The organism is Magnetospirillum sp. ME-1 (assembly GCF_002105535.1).
In the GTDB taxonomy this organism is placed as follows: Bacteria; Pseudomonadota; Alphaproteobacteria; order Rhodospirillales; family Magnetospirillaceae; genus Phaeospirillum.
On the sequence record NZ_CP015848.1, the window covers coordinates 329,667 to 348,659 of the forward strand.

At 67.3% G+C, this 18,993-nt stretch carries 21 protein-coding genes; 8 read left to right on the plus strand and 13 right to left on the minus strand.

The genetic code is table 11. The annotated features are described in order from the left end of the window. Positions 1–4: 4 nt before the first annotated feature. The 4 genes from lspA to WV31_RS01335 all read right to left on the minus strand — a co-directional run bounded on the left by lspA (position 5) and on the right by WV31_RS01335 (position 4,967). A complete protein-coding gene (lspA, locus tag WV31_RS01320; protein ID WP_206072570.1) occupies positions 5–523 on the minus strand; it encodes a signal peptidase II in 519 nt (172 codons plus the stop codon). 2 nt (positions 524–525) lie between these two features. Beyond that, the gene (gene ileS / locus WV31_RS01325; RefSeq protein ID WP_085371979.1) at positions 526–3,372 is read right to left on the minus strand and encodes an isoleucine--tRNA ligase; all 2,847 of its coding nucleotides are present in this window, start codon (positions 3,370–3,372) and stop codon (positions 526–528) included. Between the two features lie 9 nt (positions 3,373–3,381). Next, positions 3,382–4,371, minus strand: coding sequence for a bifunctional riboflavin kinase/FAD synthetase (locus WV31_RS01330; RefSeq protein WP_085371980.1), 990 nt, complete (start codon positions 4,369–4,371; stop codon positions 3,382–3,384). 161 nt (positions 4,372–4,532) lie between these two features. Then, positions 4,533–4,967, minus strand: coding sequence for a MaoC family dehydratase (locus WV31_RS01335; RefSeq protein ID WP_085371981.1), 435 nt, complete (start codon positions 4,965–4,967; stop codon positions 4,533–4,535). 170 nt (positions 4,968–5,137) lie between these two features. Between WV31_RS01335 and WV31_RS01340 the strand changes: the two genes are divergently transcribed. Together WV31_RS01340 and WV31_RS01345 are read left to right on the plus strand one after the other, a co-directional pair. Next, positions 5,138–5,413: a hypothetical protein gene (locus WV31_RS01340; RefSeq protein ID WP_085371982.1), complete on the plus strand. Its 276-nt coding sequence runs from the start codon at positions 5,138–5,140 to the stop codon at positions 5,411–5,413. 12 nt (positions 5,414–5,425) lie between these two features. Continuing rightward, entirely contained in the window at positions 5,426–5,875 is a 450-nt protein-coding gene (locus tag WV31_RS01345) for a hypothetical protein (RefSeq protein WP_085371983.1), read from the plus strand. On the opposite strand, the gene WV31_RS01350 is transcribed toward WV31_RS01345, so the two are convergent. Both WV31_RS01350 and WV31_RS01355 read right to left on the minus strand, forming a co-directional pair. After that, positions 5,859–6,311, minus strand: coding sequence for an acyl-CoA thioesterase (locus WV31_RS01350; RefSeq protein ID WP_237051434.1), 453 nt, complete (start codon positions 6,309–6,311; stop codon positions 5,859–5,861). The two genes, WV31_RS01345 and WV31_RS01350, sit on opposite strands and share 17 nt — an antisense overlap. Positions 6,312–6,462: 151 nt before the next feature. After that, positions 6,463–7,359 (minus strand): DMT family transporter, encoded by an 897-nt coding sequence (locus WV31_RS01355; protein WP_168185828.1) that lies wholly within the window; start codon positions 7,357–7,359, stop codon positions 6,463–6,465. Positions 7,360–7,463: 104 nt separating this feature from the next. Between WV31_RS01355 and gcvA the strand changes: the two genes are divergently transcribed. Continuing rightward, complete coding sequence (gene gcvA, locus WV31_RS01360; RefSeq protein WP_085371986.1) at positions 7,464–8,354, plus strand: transcriptional regulator GcvA; 891 nt, start codon at positions 7,464–7,466, stop codon at positions 8,352–8,354. 5 nt (positions 8,355–8,359) lie between these two features. Here gcvA and WV31_RS01365 read toward each other — a convergent pair whose 3' ends face one another. Then, positions 8,360–9,283: a DnaJ C-terminal domain-containing protein gene (locus tag WV31_RS01365; protein ID WP_085371987.1), complete on the minus strand. Its 924-nt coding sequence runs from the start codon at positions 9,281–9,283 to the stop codon at positions 8,360–8,362. Positions 9,284–9,468: 185 nt separating this feature from the next. Beyond that, on the minus strand, positions 9,469–9,942 hold the full coding sequence (locus tag WV31_RS01370) for an RT0821/Lpp0805 family surface protein (RefSeq protein WP_085371988.1): 474 nt from the start codon (positions 9,940–9,942) through the stop codon (positions 9,469–9,471). A gap of 101 nt (positions 9,943–10,043) precedes the next feature. On the opposite strand from WV31_RS01370, the gene pdxH reads away from it, so the two are divergent. Continuing rightward, positions 10,044–10,631: a pyridoxamine 5'-phosphate oxidase gene (pdxH, locus tag WV31_RS01375; protein ID WP_085371989.1), complete on the plus strand. Its 588-nt coding sequence runs from the start codon at positions 10,044–10,046 to the stop codon at positions 10,629–10,631. Then, positions 10,628–11,530, plus strand: coding sequence for a cation diffusion facilitator family transporter (locus WV31_RS01380; RefSeq protein WP_145980701.1), 903 nt, complete (start codon positions 10,628–10,630; stop codon positions 11,528–11,530). Before pdxH ends, WV31_RS01380 begins: the two co-directional genes overlap by 4 nt. 155 nt (positions 11,531–11,685) lie before the next feature. Here WV31_RS01380 and WV31_RS01385 read toward each other — a convergent pair whose 3' ends face one another. Together WV31_RS01385 and WV31_RS01390 are read right to left on the minus strand one after the other, a co-directional pair. Beyond that, positions 11,686–12,258, minus strand: a complete 573-nt coding sequence (locus WV31_RS01385; RefSeq protein WP_085371990.1) for a YqgE/AlgH family protein — start codon at positions 12,256–12,258, stop codon at positions 11,686–11,688. A 178-nt stretch (positions 12,259–12,436) separates the two neighbouring features. Next, complete coding sequence (locus WV31_RS01390; RefSeq protein ID WP_085371991.1) at positions 12,437–13,129, minus strand: c-type cytochrome; 693 nt, start codon at positions 13,127–13,129, stop codon at positions 12,437–12,439. Between the two features lie 132 nt (positions 13,130–13,261). On the opposite strand from WV31_RS01390, the gene WV31_RS01395 reads away from it, so the two are divergent. Beyond that, the gene (locus WV31_RS01395; protein WP_085371992.1) at positions 13,262–14,182 is read left to right on the plus strand and encodes an ethylbenzene dehydrogenase-related protein; all 921 of its coding nucleotides are present in this window, start codon (positions 13,262–13,264) and stop codon (positions 14,180–14,182) included. Positions 14,183–14,210: 28 nt separating this feature from the next. Here the strand turns inward: WV31_RS01395 and WV31_RS01400 are convergent, their stop codons facing one another. From WV31_RS01400 to WV31_RS01410, 3 genes are all read right to left on the minus strand, one after another. Beyond that, a complete protein-coding gene (locus WV31_RS01400) occupies positions 14,211–14,600 on the minus strand; it encodes a CBS domain-containing protein (RefSeq protein ID WP_085371993.1) in 390 nt (129 codons plus the stop codon). A 217-nt stretch (positions 14,601–14,817) separates the two neighbouring features. Then, positions 14,818–16,671 carry a phosphoenolpyruvate carboxykinase (GTP) gene (locus WV31_RS01405; protein ID WP_206072571.1) on the minus strand — a complete coding sequence of 618 codons (1,854 nt, stop codon included), beginning with the start codon at positions 16,669–16,671 and terminating at the stop codon, positions 14,818–14,820. 245 nt (positions 16,672–16,916) lie between these two features. Continuing rightward, positions 16,917–17,651 (minus strand): HugZ family pyridoxamine 5'-phosphate oxidase, encoded by a 735-nt coding sequence (locus tag WV31_RS01410; RefSeq protein WP_085371994.1) that lies wholly within the window; start codon positions 17,649–17,651, stop codon positions 16,917–16,919. 66 nt (positions 17,652–17,717) lie between these two features. On the opposite strand from WV31_RS01410, the gene WV31_RS01415 reads away from it, so the two are divergent. Continuing rightward, complete coding sequence (locus WV31_RS01415; RefSeq protein ID WP_085371995.1) at positions 17,718–18,314, plus strand: copper chaperone PCu(A)C; 597 nt, start codon at positions 17,718–17,720, stop codon at positions 18,312–18,314. An 86-nt stretch (positions 18,315–18,400) separates the two neighbouring features. Then, positions 18,401–18,880 carry a hypothetical protein gene (locus WV31_RS01420; RefSeq protein WP_085371996.1) on the plus strand — a complete coding sequence of 160 codons (480 nt, stop codon included), beginning with the start codon at positions 18,401–18,403 and terminating at the stop codon, positions 18,878–18,880. The last annotated feature ends 113 nt before the right edge of the window (positions 18,881–18,993 follow it).

The following is an 18,993-nucleotide window of genomic DNA, read 5'->3' on the forward strand; positions in this document are numbered from 1 at the left end:
GGCCCTAATTCTTAGACGAATCGCGCGCGCCAAACAAGGAGTCGACGACGAGAAAAACAGCGCCGACGGTTATGGCCGAATCCGCCACGTTGAAGGCCGGCCAGTGATAGCCCGCCACATGCACGTCCAGAAAGTCCGCCACCGCCCCGAAACGGGCCCGGTCGATGACGTTGCCCAGCGCGCCGCCGATGATTCCGCCCAGCGCCACCTGCACAAGCAGGGTCTCGGCCTTGGCCAGCCAATAGGCCATGCCGGCGCAGATCAGCATGGCCAGCGCCGAGAGGATGATCGCATTCCACTCGCCGCCAGTGTTGCCGATGCCGAAGCTGACGCCGCGGTTCCAGGCCATCACCAGATCAAGGAACGGCAGAACCTCGATGCGGATGGCGGAATAGAACGGCGCGCCGTCCACGCCTTCGGGGCGCATGACCTTCTCGATGATCCAGTACTTGGAGATCTGGTCGAGAACGATGATCAGGGTGGCGACGGACAGGCCGCGGGGCAGCGCGTTGGAGAGAACCACCTTCAGCCCGCCTCCACCGCGTCGGAGCACCGGTGGCAGACGCCCTCGTGCCTGGCCGATCCCACCTCGTGCAGCACCTTCCAGCAGCGCTGGCATTTTTCGCCCTCGGCCGGATGGGGGGCGACCGAAACGCCGGGCACCTCCGGCAACTGGAACTCATCCTCGGCGGGCAGGCCGTCGATGACCCGGATGCCCGACGTGATGCAGATTTCCGCCATGTCCAGACCGGCGAGCAGCTCGTGAATCTCCGACGACACGGTCAGGCGCGGGCTGGCCTGCAGGCTTGATCCGATACGCTTTTCGCGCCGCTCGATCTCCAGCGCCCCGGTGACCACCTTGCGCACGTCGCGGATTTTGGCCCACCTGGCGGCCAGATCCTCGTCCCGCCAATCGGCCGGAATCGCGTGGAACTGCTCCAGATGCACCGAACCGTCCTCGGACGGGTGGCGGGCCAGCCACGCCTGCTCGGCGGTGAAGCACAGGAAGGGGGCCAGCCACTTGGTCAGGGTGTCGAGCAGGATGTCCATCACCGTGCGGGCGGCCCGGCGGCGGATGGACGAGACGGCGTCGCAGTACAGCGCGTCCTTCCTGATGTCGAAGTAGAAGGCCGACAGGTCGACGGCGCAGAAATTGTGCAGCTCGGTGAACAGCCCGTGGAACTGGAAGCCGTCGCAGGCGTCGCGGAACTGCCGGTCCAGCTCGCTCAGGCGATGCAGCACCCAGCGCTCCAGCTCGGGCATCTCGGCCACCGGCAAGGCTTCCGCCGCCGTAAAGCCGTCCAGCGCGCCCAGCAGATAGCGCAGCGTGTTGCGCAGGCGCCGATAGATGTCCACCTGGGTCTTCAGGATCTCCGGCCCGATGCGCAGGTCGTCGGAATAGTCGGAACCGACCACCCACAGGCGCAGGATGTCGGCGCCCATGGAGCCCACCACTTCCTGCGGCGCGACCACGTTGCCCAAGGACTTGCTCATCTTGCGGCCGTCCTCGTCGAGGACGAAGCCGTGGGTCAGCACCGCGTCATAGGGGGCGCGGCCACGGGTGCCGCAGGATTCCAGAAGTGAGGAATGGAACCAGCCGCGATGCTGGTCCGAGCCTTCCAGGTACAGCGAGGCGGGCCAATTGAGGCGCGGCCACTCGTCACCCTCCAGCACGAAGGCGTGGGTGCAGCCGGAATCGAACCACACGTCCAGGATGTCGGTGACCTTGTCGTAATCCTCGGCCTTGTATTCGGGCGCCAGAAAGCGCGACGGGTCCGAGGTGAACCAGGAATCCGACCCTTCCGCCTTGAAGGCCTCGACGATGCGCTCCATCACCTTGGCGTCGCGCAAGGGCTGGCCGGACTTCTTGTCCACGAACACGGTGATGGGCACGCCCCAGGCGCGCTGGCGCGACACGCACCAGTCGGGGCGGTTCTCCACCATGGAGCCGATGCGGTTGCGGCCCTGGTCGGGCACGAAGCGCGTCTCGGCGATGGCCTTCAGCGCCTTGGCCCGCAAGCCCGTGCTCTCCATGGAGATGAACCACTGAGGCGTGTTGCGGAAGATCAAGGGCGCCTTGGAGCGCCAGGAATGGGGATAGGAATGCTCCACCTTGCCATGGGCCAGCAAATTGCCGGTCGCGGTCATGGCCTCGATCACCGGCTTGGCGACGGGGGAGTAGTACTTGCCGTTCTTGCCCTGGTTCAGCACCTCCATCCCGGCGAAGATCGCCACATGGGGGAAGTACTTGCCGTCAGGCTGCACCGTGTCGGGAATGGCGATGCCGTGTTCCTTGCCCAGATGCCAGTCGTCCTCGCCGTGGCCCGGCGCGATATGGACGAAGCCGGTGCCGGTGTCGGTGGTGACGAACGAGCCGGCCAGCAGCGGCACCTCGAAATCGTAGCCGCCCTTGGCCTGCTCGTGAAACTTCAGCGGGTGGTGGCAGATGGTGCCGGCCAGGGTCTCGCCCTTGAAGCGCGCCAGCTCCTTGAAGGCGCACTTGGCATCCTTGGCCACCTGCTCGGCCAGATCGGCGCAGAGAACCAGCTTTTCGCCGGGCTGGGCCAGGCCGGTTTCGCAGGATTCCACCTCGACCAGCACGTAGTCGAACTCGGCGCCATAGGCGATGGCGCGGTTGCCCGGCATGGTCCACGGCGTGGTGGTCCAGATCACCACCTTGGCGCCGTCGAGGGTGGGGCAGCAGGCCTTCGTCACTGGGAACTTGACCCAGATGGTGATGGAGGTGTGGTCGTGATACTCCACCTCGGCCTCGGCCAGCGCGGTCTTTTCCACCACCGACCACAGCACCGGCTTGGCGCCCTTGTAGAGCGAGCCGTCCAGCAGGAACTTGCCCAGCTCGGCGGCGATCACCGATTCGGCGTGGTTGGTCATGGTGGTGTAGGGATGGTCCCAGTCGCCGGTGATGCCTAAGCGCTTGAACTCTTCCTTCTGGATGGCGATCCACTTGGCGGCGAACTGGCGGCATTCCTCGCGGAAGGCGACGATATCCACCTCGTCCTTGTCCTTGCCGGCCTCGCGGTACTTTTCCTCGATCTTCCACTCGATGGGCAGGCCGTGGCAGTCCCAGCCCGGGACGTAATCGGCATCACGCCCCAGCATCTGCTGGCTGCGGGTGATGACGTCCTTGAGGATCTTGTTCAGCGCGTGGCCGATATGCAGGTTGCCGTTGGCGTAGGGCGGGCCGTCGTGAAGGATGAACTTTTCCCGGCCCTTGGCCTTGGCGCGCAGGCGCCCGAACAGGTCGATCTTCTCCCAGCGGGCCAGCAGCTCGGGCTCCAGCTTGGGCAGTTCGCCCTTCATGGGGAAATCGGTCTTGGGCAGGAAGACGGTATTCTTGTAATCGACGCTCATGATCGGCTCTCAGACATCAGGATCGACGGGCACCATGGGCCCGGCGGCGGCGGAAAACTTGCGGGCGGCCAGCATCTTGCGGCCGGTCTCCACGTCGGCGGCGATCTGGCGGGTCAGTTCATCCAGGCCGCCGAAGCGGCGTTCGGGACGGACATGCTCGACCAGCGCCACCCGGAGGTGGCGGCCGTAAAGGTCCTCGTCGAAGTCCAGCAGATGGACTTCGAGCAATTCGTCGGTCTTGTCGAAGGTGGGGCGGCGGCCGAAATTGGCCACGCCGTCATGCCACACCGTCGCCCCGCCCTTGTCGATGCCGGCCCGCACCGCATAGACGCCGCCGGCCGGGCGCTGATACTCGCCCAGGCGCAGGTTGGCGGTGGGAAAGCCCAGGATGCGGCCGCGGGCATCGCCGTGCTCGACGCGGCCTTCCACCTCCCAGTAATGGCCCAACAGGCGGGCGGCGGCATCGGGACGCCCCGCCACCAGATGCTCGCGCACGGCGGTCGACGAATAGGTCTCGCCATGATCGGCCATGGCGGGCGGCACCACGGTGACGCCGAACCCGGATTCCTCGCCGCATTTCTGCAAGAAGGCGCCGGTGCCCAGACGGCCCTTGCCGAAGACGTAGTCATAGCCCACCACCACGTGGCTGGCCTTGAGGCAGCCGACCAGCACGTCGCCGACGAATTCCAGCGCGGTCATGGCGGCGAAGTCGCGGTCGAAATGCTGCTGGTAGAGGAAATCGGTGCCCAGCGCCTCGATCAGGCGGGACTTGACGCGAAAGGGCGTCAGGCGGAAGGGCGGCTGGTCGGGATTGAACAGCGAGCGCGGATGGGGCTCGAAGGTCATCACCGCATGGGCCACGCCCAGCTCGCGGGCGATGCGCCTGGCCGTCAGGATGACCGATTGATGGCCGAGATGGACGCCGTCGAAATTGCCCAGCGCCACCACGCAACCGCGGTGGTCGGGGGACAGTTCGCCGCAATGCCGGATCAGGCGCATCTTGAAGACTGGACCTCAGGAAAAAACCGAGGGCCAAGGGGTAGTGCATTGGCGCGACGAGCGCAAGTGTGAAGCCCCCTCCCCAACCCCTCCCCACGAGGGGGAGGGGCTTTGTCGCTCCCCTCCCCTTGATGGGGAGGGGTTGGGGGCGGGGTGACGCCTCAGCCCTTGGACGGGACCATCAGGGTGGCTTCGCCGTCCATGACGATCTTGCCGGCCACCGAGCAGGTGGTCTTGAAGGTGGCGAACTTCTTTTCCGGGGTGAGGCCGGTGACCTCGACGCGGGCGGTGACGGTGTCGCCGATGCGCACGGGGGCCTTGAACTTGAGGAGCTGCGAGACGTAGATGCAGCCCGGGCCCGGCAGCTTGGTGCCGAACACGGTGGAGACGAAGGCCGCCGACAGCATGCCGTGGGCGATGCGGCCCTTGAACATGGTCTGCGAGGCGAATTCCTCGTTGATGTGGACCGGGTTGAAATCGCCCGACACGCCGGCGAAGGCGACGATGTCGGCCTCGGTCACGGTCTTGGCGAAGATGGCCGACTGGCCGACCGACAATTCCTCGAAATACATTCCGTTCAACGACTCGCCGCTCATCCTTCGTCTCCACATTTATGGTTGTTGCTGCGACGCAGCGCAAAGCGCGGGCGGAGTATAGACGCAACGGGGGGCGATCCTCAACCGAGGGATTGGAGACGTTCAAGCCTTGCCTTGGGCGCCCGCCTGTGGCCGAATGCCGGCCACCCAACGACCAAGCGTGGCCTGTCGTGACCTATCGCCTGTTGCTCCTGCTTCCCCTGCTGCTGGGCGCCTGCGCCGCCGCCAATCCCTGGGTCAACCCGCAGGTGCCCAAGGACCAGTGGGATCGCGACTATTCCGCCTGCCGCCGTTCGGCCGACCGCGATTCCGGCTACCGCGACGACGGCCGCGACGGCTACAGCCCGACCCGGGATTACGAGCGCGCCCAGGCCAAGCGCATGTACGATGCCAGCCTCAACGCCTGCATGCGTTCGCTCGGCTATTTCCCCGCCCCCAAGAAGTAAGGATTCCAGCCCATGCGCCGTGCCGCCCTGGCCCTTTGCTGCCTGTTCGCCGCAATCCCCGCCGCCCTGGCCGAGGATCTGCCCAAGGGCCCCAAGGCGCCGCCGCCCGAGCCGCTGCCCGATGCGCCTTGCGACACCGCCAAGGCGGATTCCGGCGACTGGCTGGTGGGACGCTGGGTGGCGCCCTATTCCAAGTGGGAATTCAAGCGCGAGCCCCAAGGCCTGGCGTGGAAGCTGGAGCAGAAGCCCGACATCAACCGTGACCTGGGCTACAAGCAGGGAACGGTGATCGAGGGCAAGGTGGACGCCGTCAGCCCCTGCACCATGAAGCTGACCGCCACCGAGAACGGCGAGACCGCCTTCGCCTTCGAGGGCGTGCGCACCGAGGACGGCAAGATCTACGGCTATGCCGTCAACAAGGCGGGCCAGAACGCCCGCTGGACGCTTAGGCGGGAACGCTGATCATCATCTTTTCCAGGCGGGAGCGCAGGTCGTCGGGAAGCGGCGTGGAGCGCCGCGTCTCCTGATCGGCCAGCACCAGCACCGAATCGGCGACGGCCACGCAGCGCTCGCCCACGAACACCCCCTGGCCCAGATGGAAGGACGTGCGGCCGATCCGGGTCACGCCGGTGCCGATGCGCACCTCGCCCGGCCAGTGGATCTCGCCCAGGAAGTCCAGCACCAGCCGGGCGATGACCATGAAGGTGCCGGGCGGCGTCAGCGGGCGGCCCGGCTCCAGCAGGAACTGGGTGCGCCCCGTCTCGCAGAACACCGAGAAGGCCACGTTGTTGATGTGCCCCTGGGCGTCGGTGTCGCAATAGCGCAGCGTCTCGCGACACCAATGGGGGTAGAGGGAGGGGTCCTTCAGGTCGGGCTTCGGCGTCATATCGTCTCTCATGGGGTTTCTCGGACTATCCGGCCCGTAAGCCTATCTGTTTTGTCATCCCGAGCGAAGCCGAGGGATCTCCTCCTGGAACGGCCGGTCCGGCTTGGCATCGATGCTCCAGGCGGAGATTCCTCGCCTCCGGCTCGGAATGACAGATTGGGACTCAGGCGGGGCAGGTTCGCCGCCGCGATGGCAGCATGGAGAATATCACGGCGGCGATCACCACGGCACCGCCGCCCAGCTGGGCCGGATTGGGCGGCGTGCCGCCCAGGGTGGCGATGATGGCGGCGAACACCGGCACCAGATTGAGGAACAGGGCGGTGCGCCCCGCCCCCAGGCGGGTGATGGCCATGCTCCAGAACAGATAGGCCAGCACCGAGCCGGTCACCGCCATGGTCAGCAGCGCCGCCCCCGCCTTGGGTCCGGGAAGGGTGAAGGCGGACCCCTCCAGCACCGCCGCCCCGGCCAGCACCAGGGCGCCGGCCGCCATCATCACGGTGGTGTTGGCCATCTGAGGCCCTGGCGGGGTCAGCTTGCGGGCCAGCACGTTATAGGCCGCCCAGGCCAGATTGGCGCCCAGCATCTCCAGGTCGCCCAAACCGAATTCCATGGCGCCCCCGGCCGCACCGCCCCCCAGGATCACCATGGACACGCCGGCCAGCGCCACGGGAATGGCGGCGATCTGGCGGCCGGGCAGTTGCTCACCCAGGAACAGCGCCGCCAGCAGCGCGGTCAGCAGCGGATTGGTGGCCATGATCAGGGCGCCGTTGACCGCCGAGGTGGTGCGCATGGCATCGAAGAACAGCAGGTTGAAGCCGGCGATGCCGACCACCCCCACCAGGGCGAGGCGCCCGCCGTAACGCCGTGCCGTCCCCAGCATGGCGGAGAACTCGCCGCGCCAGGCCACCAGCCCCGCCATGATCAGCGCCGCCAGGACGAAACGCCCGGCCGCCGCGCTCATGGGGGCCATGTCCACCAGCACCGGTCCGGCCAGATTGAAATTGGCCCCCCAGAACAGGGCCGACAGGGCGGCAAGGGCATAGATCGTAGGCTGGCCCATGGGAGCCTCCATTGAGATGGACTAATCCATGCCTCGACGATACGCTTAGGAAATGCTTGGCCTCAAACGAGCTTTTCTCGCCTCCGGGTTAAGGAAAACTAACTATGCGCCGCCGCCTGCCCCCGCTTCGCGCCCTGCACGCCTTCGAGGCGGCCGCCCGCCACCTGTCCTTCGCGCGGGCCGCCGACGAACTGGGCGTCACCCCGGCGGCCATCAGCCAGCAGATCAAGCAGCTGGAGGATATCCTGGGGGTGTCGCTGTTCCATCGCGGGGCGCGGCTGTCGCTGACCCGCGCCGCCGCCCTGGCCGCACCGGAGTTCAGTGATTCCTTCGACCGGCTGGCCTCGGCGGTAGGCAGGCTGGCCCCCGACGGCCCGGCCCGGCCGCTGGTGGTCTCGGCACCGCCCACCTTCGCCGCCCGCTGGCTGGTGCCGCGCCTCGTCCGTTTCCAAGACGCCCATCCCGGCATCGACCTGCACCTGTCGGCGACCATGCGGCTGGTGGATCTGGACCGCGAGGGAGTGGACGTGGCCATCCGCTACGGCCCCGGCCGCTATCCCGGCCTGCTGGTGGAGCGTCTGCGCCTGGAGGAGGTGGTGGCGGTGGCCGCGCCCCGCCTGGCGGCCAACCTGACCGAACTGCCCGATCTGGCCCGCGCCACCTTGCTGGTCAACGAGTTCATGGGCTGGGACACCGACTTTCCCACCTGGCCGGGCTGGCTGGCCGAGATGGGGGTGGCGCCCGGCGAGTCCCTGAAGCTGCGCCCCTTCGGCGACGCTTCGCTGGTGGTGGAGGCGGCCCTGGCCGGGCTGGGCGCCGCCCTGGTCTGGCGCACCCTGGTGGGAGACGAACTGGCCTCGGGGCGGCTGGTGGCCCTGTTCCCGGGCCGCCCGCTGGCCAGCGCCTATCATCTGGTCTGCCAGCCCGACCGGGCCGAATCCCCGGCCATCCGCGCCTTCCGGGACTGGATCAAGGCCGAGGTGGGCAATACCTGAGAGCGTCAGACGATCCCCACCTTGGCGCGCGGATCATATCCGTGGCGGGGGCCCCACTTCTCCACCAGGGCGCGGAAATCGGCATCTTCGGGCAGCACCACCGACAGGGTGACCAGCTGGTCGCCCCGCGCGCCATGGGGGCCGGCGATGCCCTTGCCCTTGAGGCGCAGCACCGCGCCGGTGTTGGAGCCGGGCGGCACCGTCACCATCACCTTGCCGTCGATGGTGGGCACCGGCACCTTGCCGCCCATCACCGCTTCTTGCACCGTCACCGGCAGGTCGAGCAGCACATCCAGGTCGCGGCGCTTGAAATGGGAATGCTCCTCCACCTTCAGCTCGATGAAGGCGTCGCCGGGGACCGCCCCGTCATCGGCGCCGTGGCCCTGGCCCTTGAGGCGCAGCGTCTGGCCGTCGGTGCTGCCCGGCGGAATGCGCACCTCGACGGTGCGGCCCGACATCAGGGTCACCCGCTTGGTGCCGCCGCCGGCGGCGTCGAGGAAGGAGATGGTGAGCGTGTGGCGGACGTCGCCGCCCCGGGTCTTGGCCCGGGCATGGGCCTTGGCCTGATCCTGGCCCTTCTGCTTGCGGCGGAACAGCTCGGCCAGAATGTCGTCGACGTTCTCGCCGAAGCCGCCGAACCCGCCCCCTGCCCCCGCTCCCGCCCCCGGCCGGGCGCCCGGGCGAGAGCGCCACGCGCCGCGCTTCGGCGTGCCCGAGGCGTCGATCTCGCCGGCGTCGAACTGGGCGCGTTTGGTGGAATCGGACAGGAAGTCGTAGGCGGCGGAGATGTCCTTGAACCGCGATTCGGCCTTGGCATCGCCGGGGTTGAGGTCGGGGTGAAGCTCGCGCGCCAGGGCGCGGTAGGCCTTCTTGATCTCGTCGTCGGAAGCGGTGCGGGCCACGCCCAGCACCAGATAAGGATCCTTCACCGCGTCGTCATCCCGGCTGCAATGGTAATCAACCTGTGACCATGCCGCCCTTTCGGTTAAGGAAGCGTGAGCAGTCCGTCACTCCACCCAACTGTCATGCTGAGCAACGCGAAGCATCTTTCAGCCGGAGCTGGCGGCCGCCCGTGCCTGAAAGATCCTTCGGCTCCGCCTCAGGATGACATCCGTCAGTTTACCGCGCTCCACGATCCGTCGGGCTGCTTGCAGGCGGTCCCCTGGACCACCTCTTCCTTGCCGTCGACGGTAATGGTGGACTTGAAGTCGCGGCAGAGCCGGCCCTGGGCGTCCCTGCTCTCGCTGACCGGGGTGACGGTGCCGGACTTGCCCGAATCGGGATTGCTCCAGGCCACCGTCTCGCCCACCGGGGCGGTGCTGGCCTTCTCCTCGGCCTTCATCACCTCTTCCTTGTCGGCCTTGTCCAGCGTCTTGCCCAGTTCCGAACCGGCATAGGCGCCCAGCGCCGCGCCGAGCGACGTCATCAGCACCCGGCCGATGCCGCCGCCGAACTGGGACCCAAGCAGGCCGCCGCCGACGCCGCCCAGGATGGCGCCGGTGGTCTGGCCGAGCTTGGCGTTCTCGCAGGCGCCCAGCAGCGACACGGCGAGGAGGACGGAAACGATCTTGGGAGCGTGGCTGCGCATGGCTGTCTCATTGAAAAGGGGGGTATGCGAGGAAACGTCTACCATATGACCCGAAATCTGGGCATTTTGAGGGCGACGCGTCAACACCTGCCGGTGAAAGAATGTCCGCACCCGAAGCCGATCCCCTGGTCCTGTTCCACAAATGGATGGAAGAGGCCGAGAGGTCCGAGCCCAACGACCCCAACGCCATGGCCCTGGCCACCGCCGACGCCCAAGGACGGCCCAGCGTGCGCATGGTGCTGCTGAAGGGCGCGGATCAGGGCGGCTTCGTGTTCTACACCAACCTGGAAAGCCGCAAGGGCCAGGAGCTGGCCGCCAATCCCCACGCCGCCCTGTGCATCCACTGGAAGAGCCTGCGCCGCCAGATCCGCGCCGAGGGCGAGGTCAGCCCGGTCAGCGACGACGAGGCCGATGCCTATTTCGCCAGCCGCGCCAGGGCCAGCCAGATCGGCGCCTGGGCCTCCATCCAGTCGCGGCCGCTCACCGGCCGCTTCGAGCTGGAAAAGCGCGTCGGCGAGTTCGCCGCCAAGTTCGGCCTGGGCAAGGTGCCGCGTCCGCCCCACTGGTCCGGCTTCCGCCTGGCGCCCCGGCGCATCGAGTTCTGGCACGACCGGCCGTTCCGCCTGCACGACCGCTTCGATTACGTGCGTGACGGGGACGGCTGGCATCTGGAGCATCTCTACCCATGAGCACGCCTGCCGATCATGGCCGCCTGATGCGGCTGGCCACCTATGCCTCCACCGGCACCGCCGCGTTGCTGATCGCCGTCAAGCTGGCGGCCTGGGTGGCCACCGGCTCGGTGGCGCTGCTGTCCACCCTGATCGATTCCACCCTGGATCTGGCCGCCTCGGCACTGAACCTGATGGCGGTGCGCCATGCGCTGGTTCCCGCCGACGACGACCACCGCTTCGGCCACGGCAAGGCCGAGGCCCTGGCCGGACTGGGTCAGGCGGCCTTCGTGGTGGGGTCCGGCGCCTTCCTGCTGGCCGAGGCCGGCAACCGCATGGTCCATCCCCAGCCCATCAGCCACGGCGAATGGGGCATCGCGGTGATGGTGTTCTCCATCGTCGCCACCCTGGCCCTGGTGTGGTTCCAGCGCATGGTGACCAAGCGGACCAATTCCCTGGCCATTTCCGCCGATTCGCTCCACTACACCGGCGACCTGCTGATCAACGCCAGCGTCATCGTCTCGCTGCTGCTGGCGGCGGGCACCGGCTGGCCGCTGGCCGACCCGCTGTTCGCCATCGGCATCGCCGGCTGGCTGATGATCAACGCCTGGCAGATATTCCGCCTGTCGCTGGACACCCTGATGGACAAGGAACTGCCCGAGGCCGACCGCGAGCGCATCCGCGCCATCGTCGCCGGCCATCCCGGCGTGCAGGACCATCACGACCTGCGCACCCGCACCTCGGGCCGCCAGGGCTTCATCCAGTTTCACCTGGAATTGCCGGGCGAGCTGCCCCTGGTCGAGGCGCACCGCATCTCGGACGACGTGGAAAGGGCAATCCTGGCCGAATTCCCCGGTTTCGACGTGATCATCCACGAGGACCCGGTGGGAGTCCGCGAGAACCGGACGGAGTTCAAGTAATACCGGCCAACTTTTGATCCGACTCGTTGGCCGGTATCCAGCCGCCATTGAGGCGGCGGCCAAGCGGCCGGACGGCCGCGCCCGGCGAGGGACGATATGCCCAGCCAATGAATTGGCCCAACGGGTCAGTTCATTGGCTGGGCGGTATGAAGGGCTCAGGCGTGGCCGGCGTCGGACGACAGCAGGCCCATGTCGATGCCCAGCTTGTGGATGGCCTGCTCGTACTTGTGCTCGAGATCGCGGCCGAACAGCAGGGCCGGATCGGCGGGCACCGTCAGCCAGGCGTTCTCGCGGATTTCCGAATCCAGCTGCCCCGATCCCCAGCCGGCATAGCCCAACGCCAGCAGGCTTTCACGCGGGCCGGTGCCGTCAGCCATGGCGCGCAGCACGTCCACCGTGGCGGTCAGCGCCACGTCGCCCTCGACGACCATGGTGTTCTCGTGCAGGTAATCGGCGGAATGCAGCACGAAGCCCCGCCCGCTTTCCACCGGCCCACCGAAATGGATGCGGATCTCGTCGCAGACCGGAGTGGGGGGGATGTCCAGCTGTTCCAGCAATTGCGGAAAGGTCAGCCCGCCCAGCAGCTTGTTGACGACGATGCCCATGGCTCCGTCGGCGTTGTGGGCGCACAGATAGACGATGGCGCGGGCGAAGCGCGGGTCCTCCATCTGGGGCATGGCGATGAGAATCTGGCCGGCGAGATAGCCGGTGGTCTGCTGTACTGTCATATCTCTCAGATATTCTGGAGACGCTCCAAACGCAAGCCCGCTGGTGTCAGTCAGCCCGACTCTGTCATCCCGAGCGAAGCCGAGGGATCCCCTCCTGGCGCAATGGCGGCAGTTCTGAGAAACCGCGCCAGAATGAGATCCCTCCTCCCGATGGTCGTCGGGATGACGGATGGAGTCCTTAATCCTGCAAGCTGGACAGGAAAGCCCAGAGGTTCTTCCACTCCTCGGGGGTCTTGGCCTTCATGATCTCCAGATCGTCATGCTGGCGCTTGCCCGACAGGAAGCTGTCCACCTGGGTCTTGAGGTAGGGAATGAATTGCGGAGCGATGGCCGGCTTCTTCAGGCGGCCCTGGCCCTTGTTGCCGTGGCACGGCGCGCAATCGGCGGCATAGAACGCCTTGCCGGCCTCCACGTCGCCCGGTTCGCGCGGGATCTGCAGCACCTTCTTCATGATCTGCAGGCGGGCATAGCCGTCGGCGGGCATGTTGGCCGGCGGCTTGGTGTCCAGCTTGATCTCGGACAGGAAGCGGGTGACGTCCAGCACGTCGCGCTCGGACAGCTCGCGGTCCACGGCGAAGGGAATCATGGGGATGTTCTCGCGCTCGCGGCTCTTGAACTTGCGCATCTGCTCGGCCAGGTAATCGGCGTTCAGGCCGCCCAGGCGGGGATAGGCGCCACCGCCGCCGCCATTGCCCAGTTCGCCGTGGCAGCCGGCGCAGATGCGCATGACGTCCATGGCGTTGTCCTTGTCGTAAACATAGGGCTCGCCCTTGATCATGATCGGCGCCTGCTGGGCCCGGGCGGTTCCGAGGGACGCGACCAGCCCGGCCAGCACCAACGCCGCCAATCCCTTGCCGAAACCGATCCTCATCGCCCATCCTCCGAAATCATGCCGATAAGGCACTGGTTACGTGCGCCAGCATGGCTTTGCATTGAGCAAGGTCAAGTCATCGCCCCTCGCCCTGTGGTTAGGTCCCCCTCCCCGTTTCCAAGGAAGACCGCCATGAACCGTACCGCGCTCGCCACCCTGATGGTTTTCTCCGCCACCCCCGCCCTGGCCCTGGACTGGGGCAGCGTTCCGGCCAAGGAGGTGGCGCTGTTCTACCCCGGCCAGTCGTCGCTGGAATGGGTGCTGTCGGGCGACCACGGCGGCGCGCCCAAGGTGAAGAACGGCAAGGCCTGCAAGGAATGCCACCTGGGCGAGGAAAAGGACATGGGCGCCACCCTGGTGGGCGGCTCCAAGAACGAGCCCGCCCCCATCGCCGGAAAGCCCGCCTTCATTCCGGCCCTGGTCAAGGTCGCCCAGGACGGCGGCAAGCTGCACGTCCGCCTGGAATTCAAGGAAGGCGCCCAGCCCAATTCCAAGATGGACCCCGATTTCGCCACCAAGGTCACCATGATGCTCGACGACGGCAAGCTGCCCGAGGCGGCCCAGGCCGGCTGCTGGGGCACCTGCCACGAGGACGCGGCCAAGATGCCGGCCGGCGGCGCCGCCGACCGCACCAAGTATCTGAACCGCACCCGCGCCAAGCCCGGCCGCCAGGGAGCCGGCGACGAACTGGTGGCGGCGGCCGAGCTGGAGAAGATGCAGGCCGGCGGCCAGCTGATGGAATACTGGCAGGCCCGCATCAAGCCCGGCGCCCCGGCCCAGGCCGCCGGCGGCACCATTTTCGACAAGCGGGTCGAGGTGAAGAACGCCCCCATCACCGCCGAGGCCACCCAGGCGGGCGATACCTGGACGGTGACGCTGTCGCGTCCGCTGGCGGCTTCCGCGCCGTTCAAGGGCCTGGAGGCGGGCAAGACCTACACTGTGGGCTTCGCCATCCATGCCGGCCATACGGCGCGGCGCTTCCACTACGTGTCGCTGGAACACAGCCTGGTGCTGGACAAGGGCGACGCCGATCTGATCGCGGTGAAGAAGTAGCCCTTCACCGGCCATAAGCGGGGCGCCGTCAGGTGCTCCGCTTGGAAGCCTTCACCAGATCGCCGATGGAAACCAGCCCCAGCACTTCGCCGTCCTTGACGACGGGAATGTGGCGGCAGCGGGTTTCGGTCATGATCTCGAGGATTTCCTCGACGTGGTCATCGGCGGCGCAGGCAACCACGTCGCGGGACATGGCGTCCGCCACCGAGAGCGCGATCATGTCGGTGCCCATGCGGGCGAAGGCCCGCGCGATGTCGCGTTCGGACAGGATGCCGACGATGCCTCCGGACCCATCGGAGCAGATCACCGCCCCGATATTCTTTTCCAGCAGCAAAGACGCCGCCTCGCGCAGCGAGGCACCCGGCGAGATCTCATAGATCTTGTGGCCCTTGTAGGCCAATACCCCGGAAATCAGCATCGTCCATCCCTTCCGCAAGCTACAGGCTTCCCGCAGGCCAGAGATAACAGCCCGATACGAATGGATTATCCTGAGATAAGTAATAAACCTTATCCAGGTTGACAACAATGTGCAAACACGCCCCGGACCATGGATGAGATGGTCGGGACGGGCCGGAAACAAAAATCCCCGCCCGTTTCCGGGCGGGGATCTTTCATCAGCCGAACGGCGGAACCGCTCAGATTTCCTCGCTGGCCATCTCCCACACGGCGGGAGCGCGCCACAGCCGCGACTTCAGCAGCTCGCGCTCGAACAGCATTTCCTTCGGCACGCGGTCCAGGAACTTGTCGAACAGCTCTTCCTGGCTGCGGGCGTCGGCGACGCCGGCCTCGCGGTCGATGCGCATCAGCTGCTTGAAGGTCTCACGCGGGAAGTCGAGGCCCTTCCACTCCAGGTCCTCGTACTGGGGCACCAGGCCGATGGGGCTTTCCACGGCGCGCGAGCGGCCGCGGACGCGGTCGACGATCCACTTCAGGACGCGCATGTTCTGGCCGTAGCCCGGCCACATGAACTTGCGGTTGTCGTCGCGCAGGAACCAGTTGACGCGGAAGATCGGCGGCGGGTTCTTCACCTTGCGGCCCATGTTGAGCCAATGGTTGAAGTAATCGGCCATGTTGTAGCCGCAGAACGGCAGCATGGCGAAGGGATCGCGGCGGATGGCCGCCTGGCCGACGGCCGCCGCGGTGGCCTCCGAGCCCATGGTGGCGCCGAGATAGACGCCGTGGGCCCAGTTGAAGGACTGCACCACCAGCGGCGCGTTCTTGGACAGGCGGCCGCCGACGATGAAGGCCGAGATGGGCACGCCGGCCGGGTTCTCCCAATCGGGATCGACGCTGGGGCACTGGCCCACGGGGGCGGTGAAGCGGGCGTTGGGGTGCGCCGCCGGAGCCTCGGACGCCGGGGTCCAGTCGTTGCCCTTCCAGTCGATCAGATGGGCCGGGGCCTCGTCGGTCAGGCCTTCCCACCACACGTCGCCGTCATCGGTCATGGCCACGTTGGTGAAGATGGAGTTCTTGGCGCAGGCCGCGATGGCCGACGGGTTGGTGGCCGCGCCGGTGCCGGGCGCCACGCCGAAGAAGCCGGCTTCCGGGTTGATGGCGTAGAACTTGCCGTCGGCGCCGGGCTTGATCCAGGCGATGTCGTCGCCCACGGTCCAGATCTTCCAGCCCTCGAAGCCCTTGGGCGGAACCAGCATGGCGAAGTTGGTCTTGCCGCAGGCGCTGGGGAAGGCGGCGGCCACGTAGGTCTTCTCGCCCTGGGGGTTCTCGACGCCGACGATCAGCATGTGCTCGGCCAGCCAGCCCTCGTCGCGGGCCATGGCCGAGGCGATGCGCAGCGCGAAGCACTTCTTGCCCAGCAGGGCGTTGCCGCCGTAGCCCGAGCCGTACGACCAGATCTGCCGGTCCTCGGGGAAATGGGAGATGGTGATGTTGTCGGGATTGCAGGGCCAGGGGACATCCGCCTGACCGTCGGCCAGGGGTGCGCCGACCGAATGCAGACACTGCACGAAATCGCCGTCGGAGCCCAGGATGTCCAGCACCGGCTGGCCCATGCGGGTCATGATGCGCATGTTGGCGGCGGCATAGGCGGAATCGGTGATCTGCACGCCGATATGGGCGATGTCCGAGCCCAGCGGGCCCATGGAGAACGGCACCACGTACATGGTGCGGCCCTTCATGCAGCCTTCATACAGCTTGGTCATGCGCGCCTTCATCTCGCGCGGGTCGACCCAGTTGTTGGTGGGGCCGGCGTCGTACTTGTTGTGCGAGCAGATGAAGGTGCGGTCCTCGACGCGCGCCACGTCGCGGGGGTCGGAGCGGCAGAGATAGGACCCGGGACGCAGCTTCTCGTTCAGCTTGATCATGGTGCCGCCGGCGACCATCATCTCGCACAGGGCATCGTATTCCTTCTGGGAGCCGTCGCAGATGTGGATGCCGGACGGGCGGCACAGGCGCGCCATCTCGTCGATCCACGCCAGCAATTTGGCGTTCATGGTGGTCCCGCCAGGAATACCGCTCTTGGTCATTTCCATCCTACTCCGTTGAAGACCGGTGGCTTCGGCCCACCCGTTGCCCGTGGGGACGATACCCCAGGATGAATCGGGCCTTCCTTGGACCGGCCGCCGGTCAGGCGCTTTTTGAGGATTGCGCCGCCGCCGCGAAAGAGGACGCGAAGATAGCCGCCCGACGCCCCCGGAGCAATGCTCTTGGTGCGAAAACTTCATGCATTCTTAAGAAAGCTGGGTTGAAAGCGATACAGGGCGTCGCCCTGCCGGCATCAGGTTGATTGGCTTGCCACAAGGCTTTGCAGGCAGGAAAGCGCCGAACGCTCTGCGGCCGGCGGCTGTTCGAAGGCCAGCCGCAGCACCGCCTCGCCCGCCTCCAGCTCACAGCCATCGGGATCGATTCCCGCCAGCCGCCAGCCGGCGGACGGCTCGCCGCCGGCCCGCCCGGCAAGGGCGGCGATCAGGTCGGGGCGGGTGTCGTTGATCCGGGCCAGGGCCGGCTCCTCGGCCCCGATCATGAAGGCCGCCTCCTCGGGCGCCACCAGCGGCGCGTCGAACCACACGGCACGGCCGAAGCCGCCGACGAAATGGGCCCGCTCCACGCTCATGCGCCAGATGGCGAAATCGCCGAACCCGGCATAGAGCGCGGCGCCGGGATGGCGGGCCAGGAAGCGGCGGCGCAGCCGTGAATCGGCATCCTCGGCCACGGTTCCGGTCAGGGTGACGCGCGGACCGGTCTGGGGATTGGCGTGGCCGTCGGTGCCGTCGAGCAGCAGCGCGGCGCGATTGTCGGCCAGCAGGTTGCGGGTATGGTCGGCCAGCCGCGACAAAAGCAGGATGGGCGACAGGTCGTGGTCGAAGGCCAGGGTCACCAGCGAGACGTAGGGGCGCCCGTCAAGGCTGGTGGCCAGCGCCGCCTTGCGGGCCGCCCGCGTCACCCGGCGCAGCGCCGTCCGGTTGTTGCCGGGCAGGGTCGCCGCCGTTCCGTCATCGGACTTTTCGTTCATTGCTTTCCCCGCGCCGCCAAGCTTCAATGGCGCCATAATGCGCCCCATCCTTGGAGATCATCGCAGATGAAGACCGTTCTGGGAATCGCCGTCGCCCTAACGCTTGGCTGGAGCCCCCTGGCCGTCGCCGCCGAAGCCACCGTGGGCGCCGCCGATCCCTGGGCGCGGGCCACCGGGCCCGACACCAAGGTCGGCATGGTCTTCGTCACCCTGACCAATACCGCCGCCGCCCCCGACCGCCTGGTTTCCGCCACCACCCCGGCCGCCGCCAAGGTGGAGTTCCACCGCCACGTCCACGCCGACGGAACCATGAAGATGGTGCAGCAAGGCGCCATCGACCTGCCGCCGGGCACGCCGGTGCGCTTCGCCCCCGGCGGCCTGCACGTGATGCTGGACGGCCTCAAGGCCCGTCTGGTCGCCGGGCAGAGCATCCCCCTCACCCTGACCTTCGCCGCCTCGGCCCCGGTCACCGTCCCGGTGACGGTGGTCGCCCAGGGGGCGGCGCCGCCTTCCGCCGGGCACATGCCGGGCGATCACGCCCACGACCCCGCCATGCACGACCAGCACATGAAGGACCCCGCCTACCGCTCCATGCATGAAGAGCACATGAGGGACCCCGACCACCGCGCCATGCACGAGCGCATGCACGGGACGGCGAAATAGTTTCCACACCGGGACTCCACCCGATTGCGAAAATCCGGCGCCGGGAGTTATTATCCTTTTCTTAACTCTTCGGCGGAGCCTCCTCCTTGTCCATCGGCGCCATCACCGGCTCGGGCAGCACGGCCAACCTGATCGACGCGATCAAGGCGTTGCGCGCCGGTGCCGTCGCGGCAGCCCAGGCGGTCAACAACCAGCAGGACCCGCGCGATTACGCCGAGGTCGAGGAGCAGCAATCCTCGTCCCGGCAGCAAGCCGCCCAGGCCCAGTCCGAGCAGCGCCGCCAGACGCTCGACGCAGAGCGCCAGGGTCAGAATCAAGACTCCACGCCCCGCCCCTCCTCCGCCTACCTGACCCAGGCCCTGGCCCAGGAGCAAAGCCGAACATCCGAAAGTTCGGAACAGACCTCGCCGGCAACGACCGGCAGGGCCGCCTATGCCAACGCGGCCTACGCCGATGCGGCGGACCGGGCGTCGACCCTGTCGGGACGCGGCCGCGGCGTGGAATTCGAGGTCCTGTCCCCCAACCCCTCCGCCGCTTCGGGCCGGGGAGTTGACCTGAGCGTCTAGATTGGGCTCCGCCCAATCGGAATAGCGCCCCATCCTTTCGCACTAATCGGTTGGCCGCCCCTGGTGTCCGCAACCGGGCGTCGCCATATGTAATTTCCAAAAACAGCCCAACC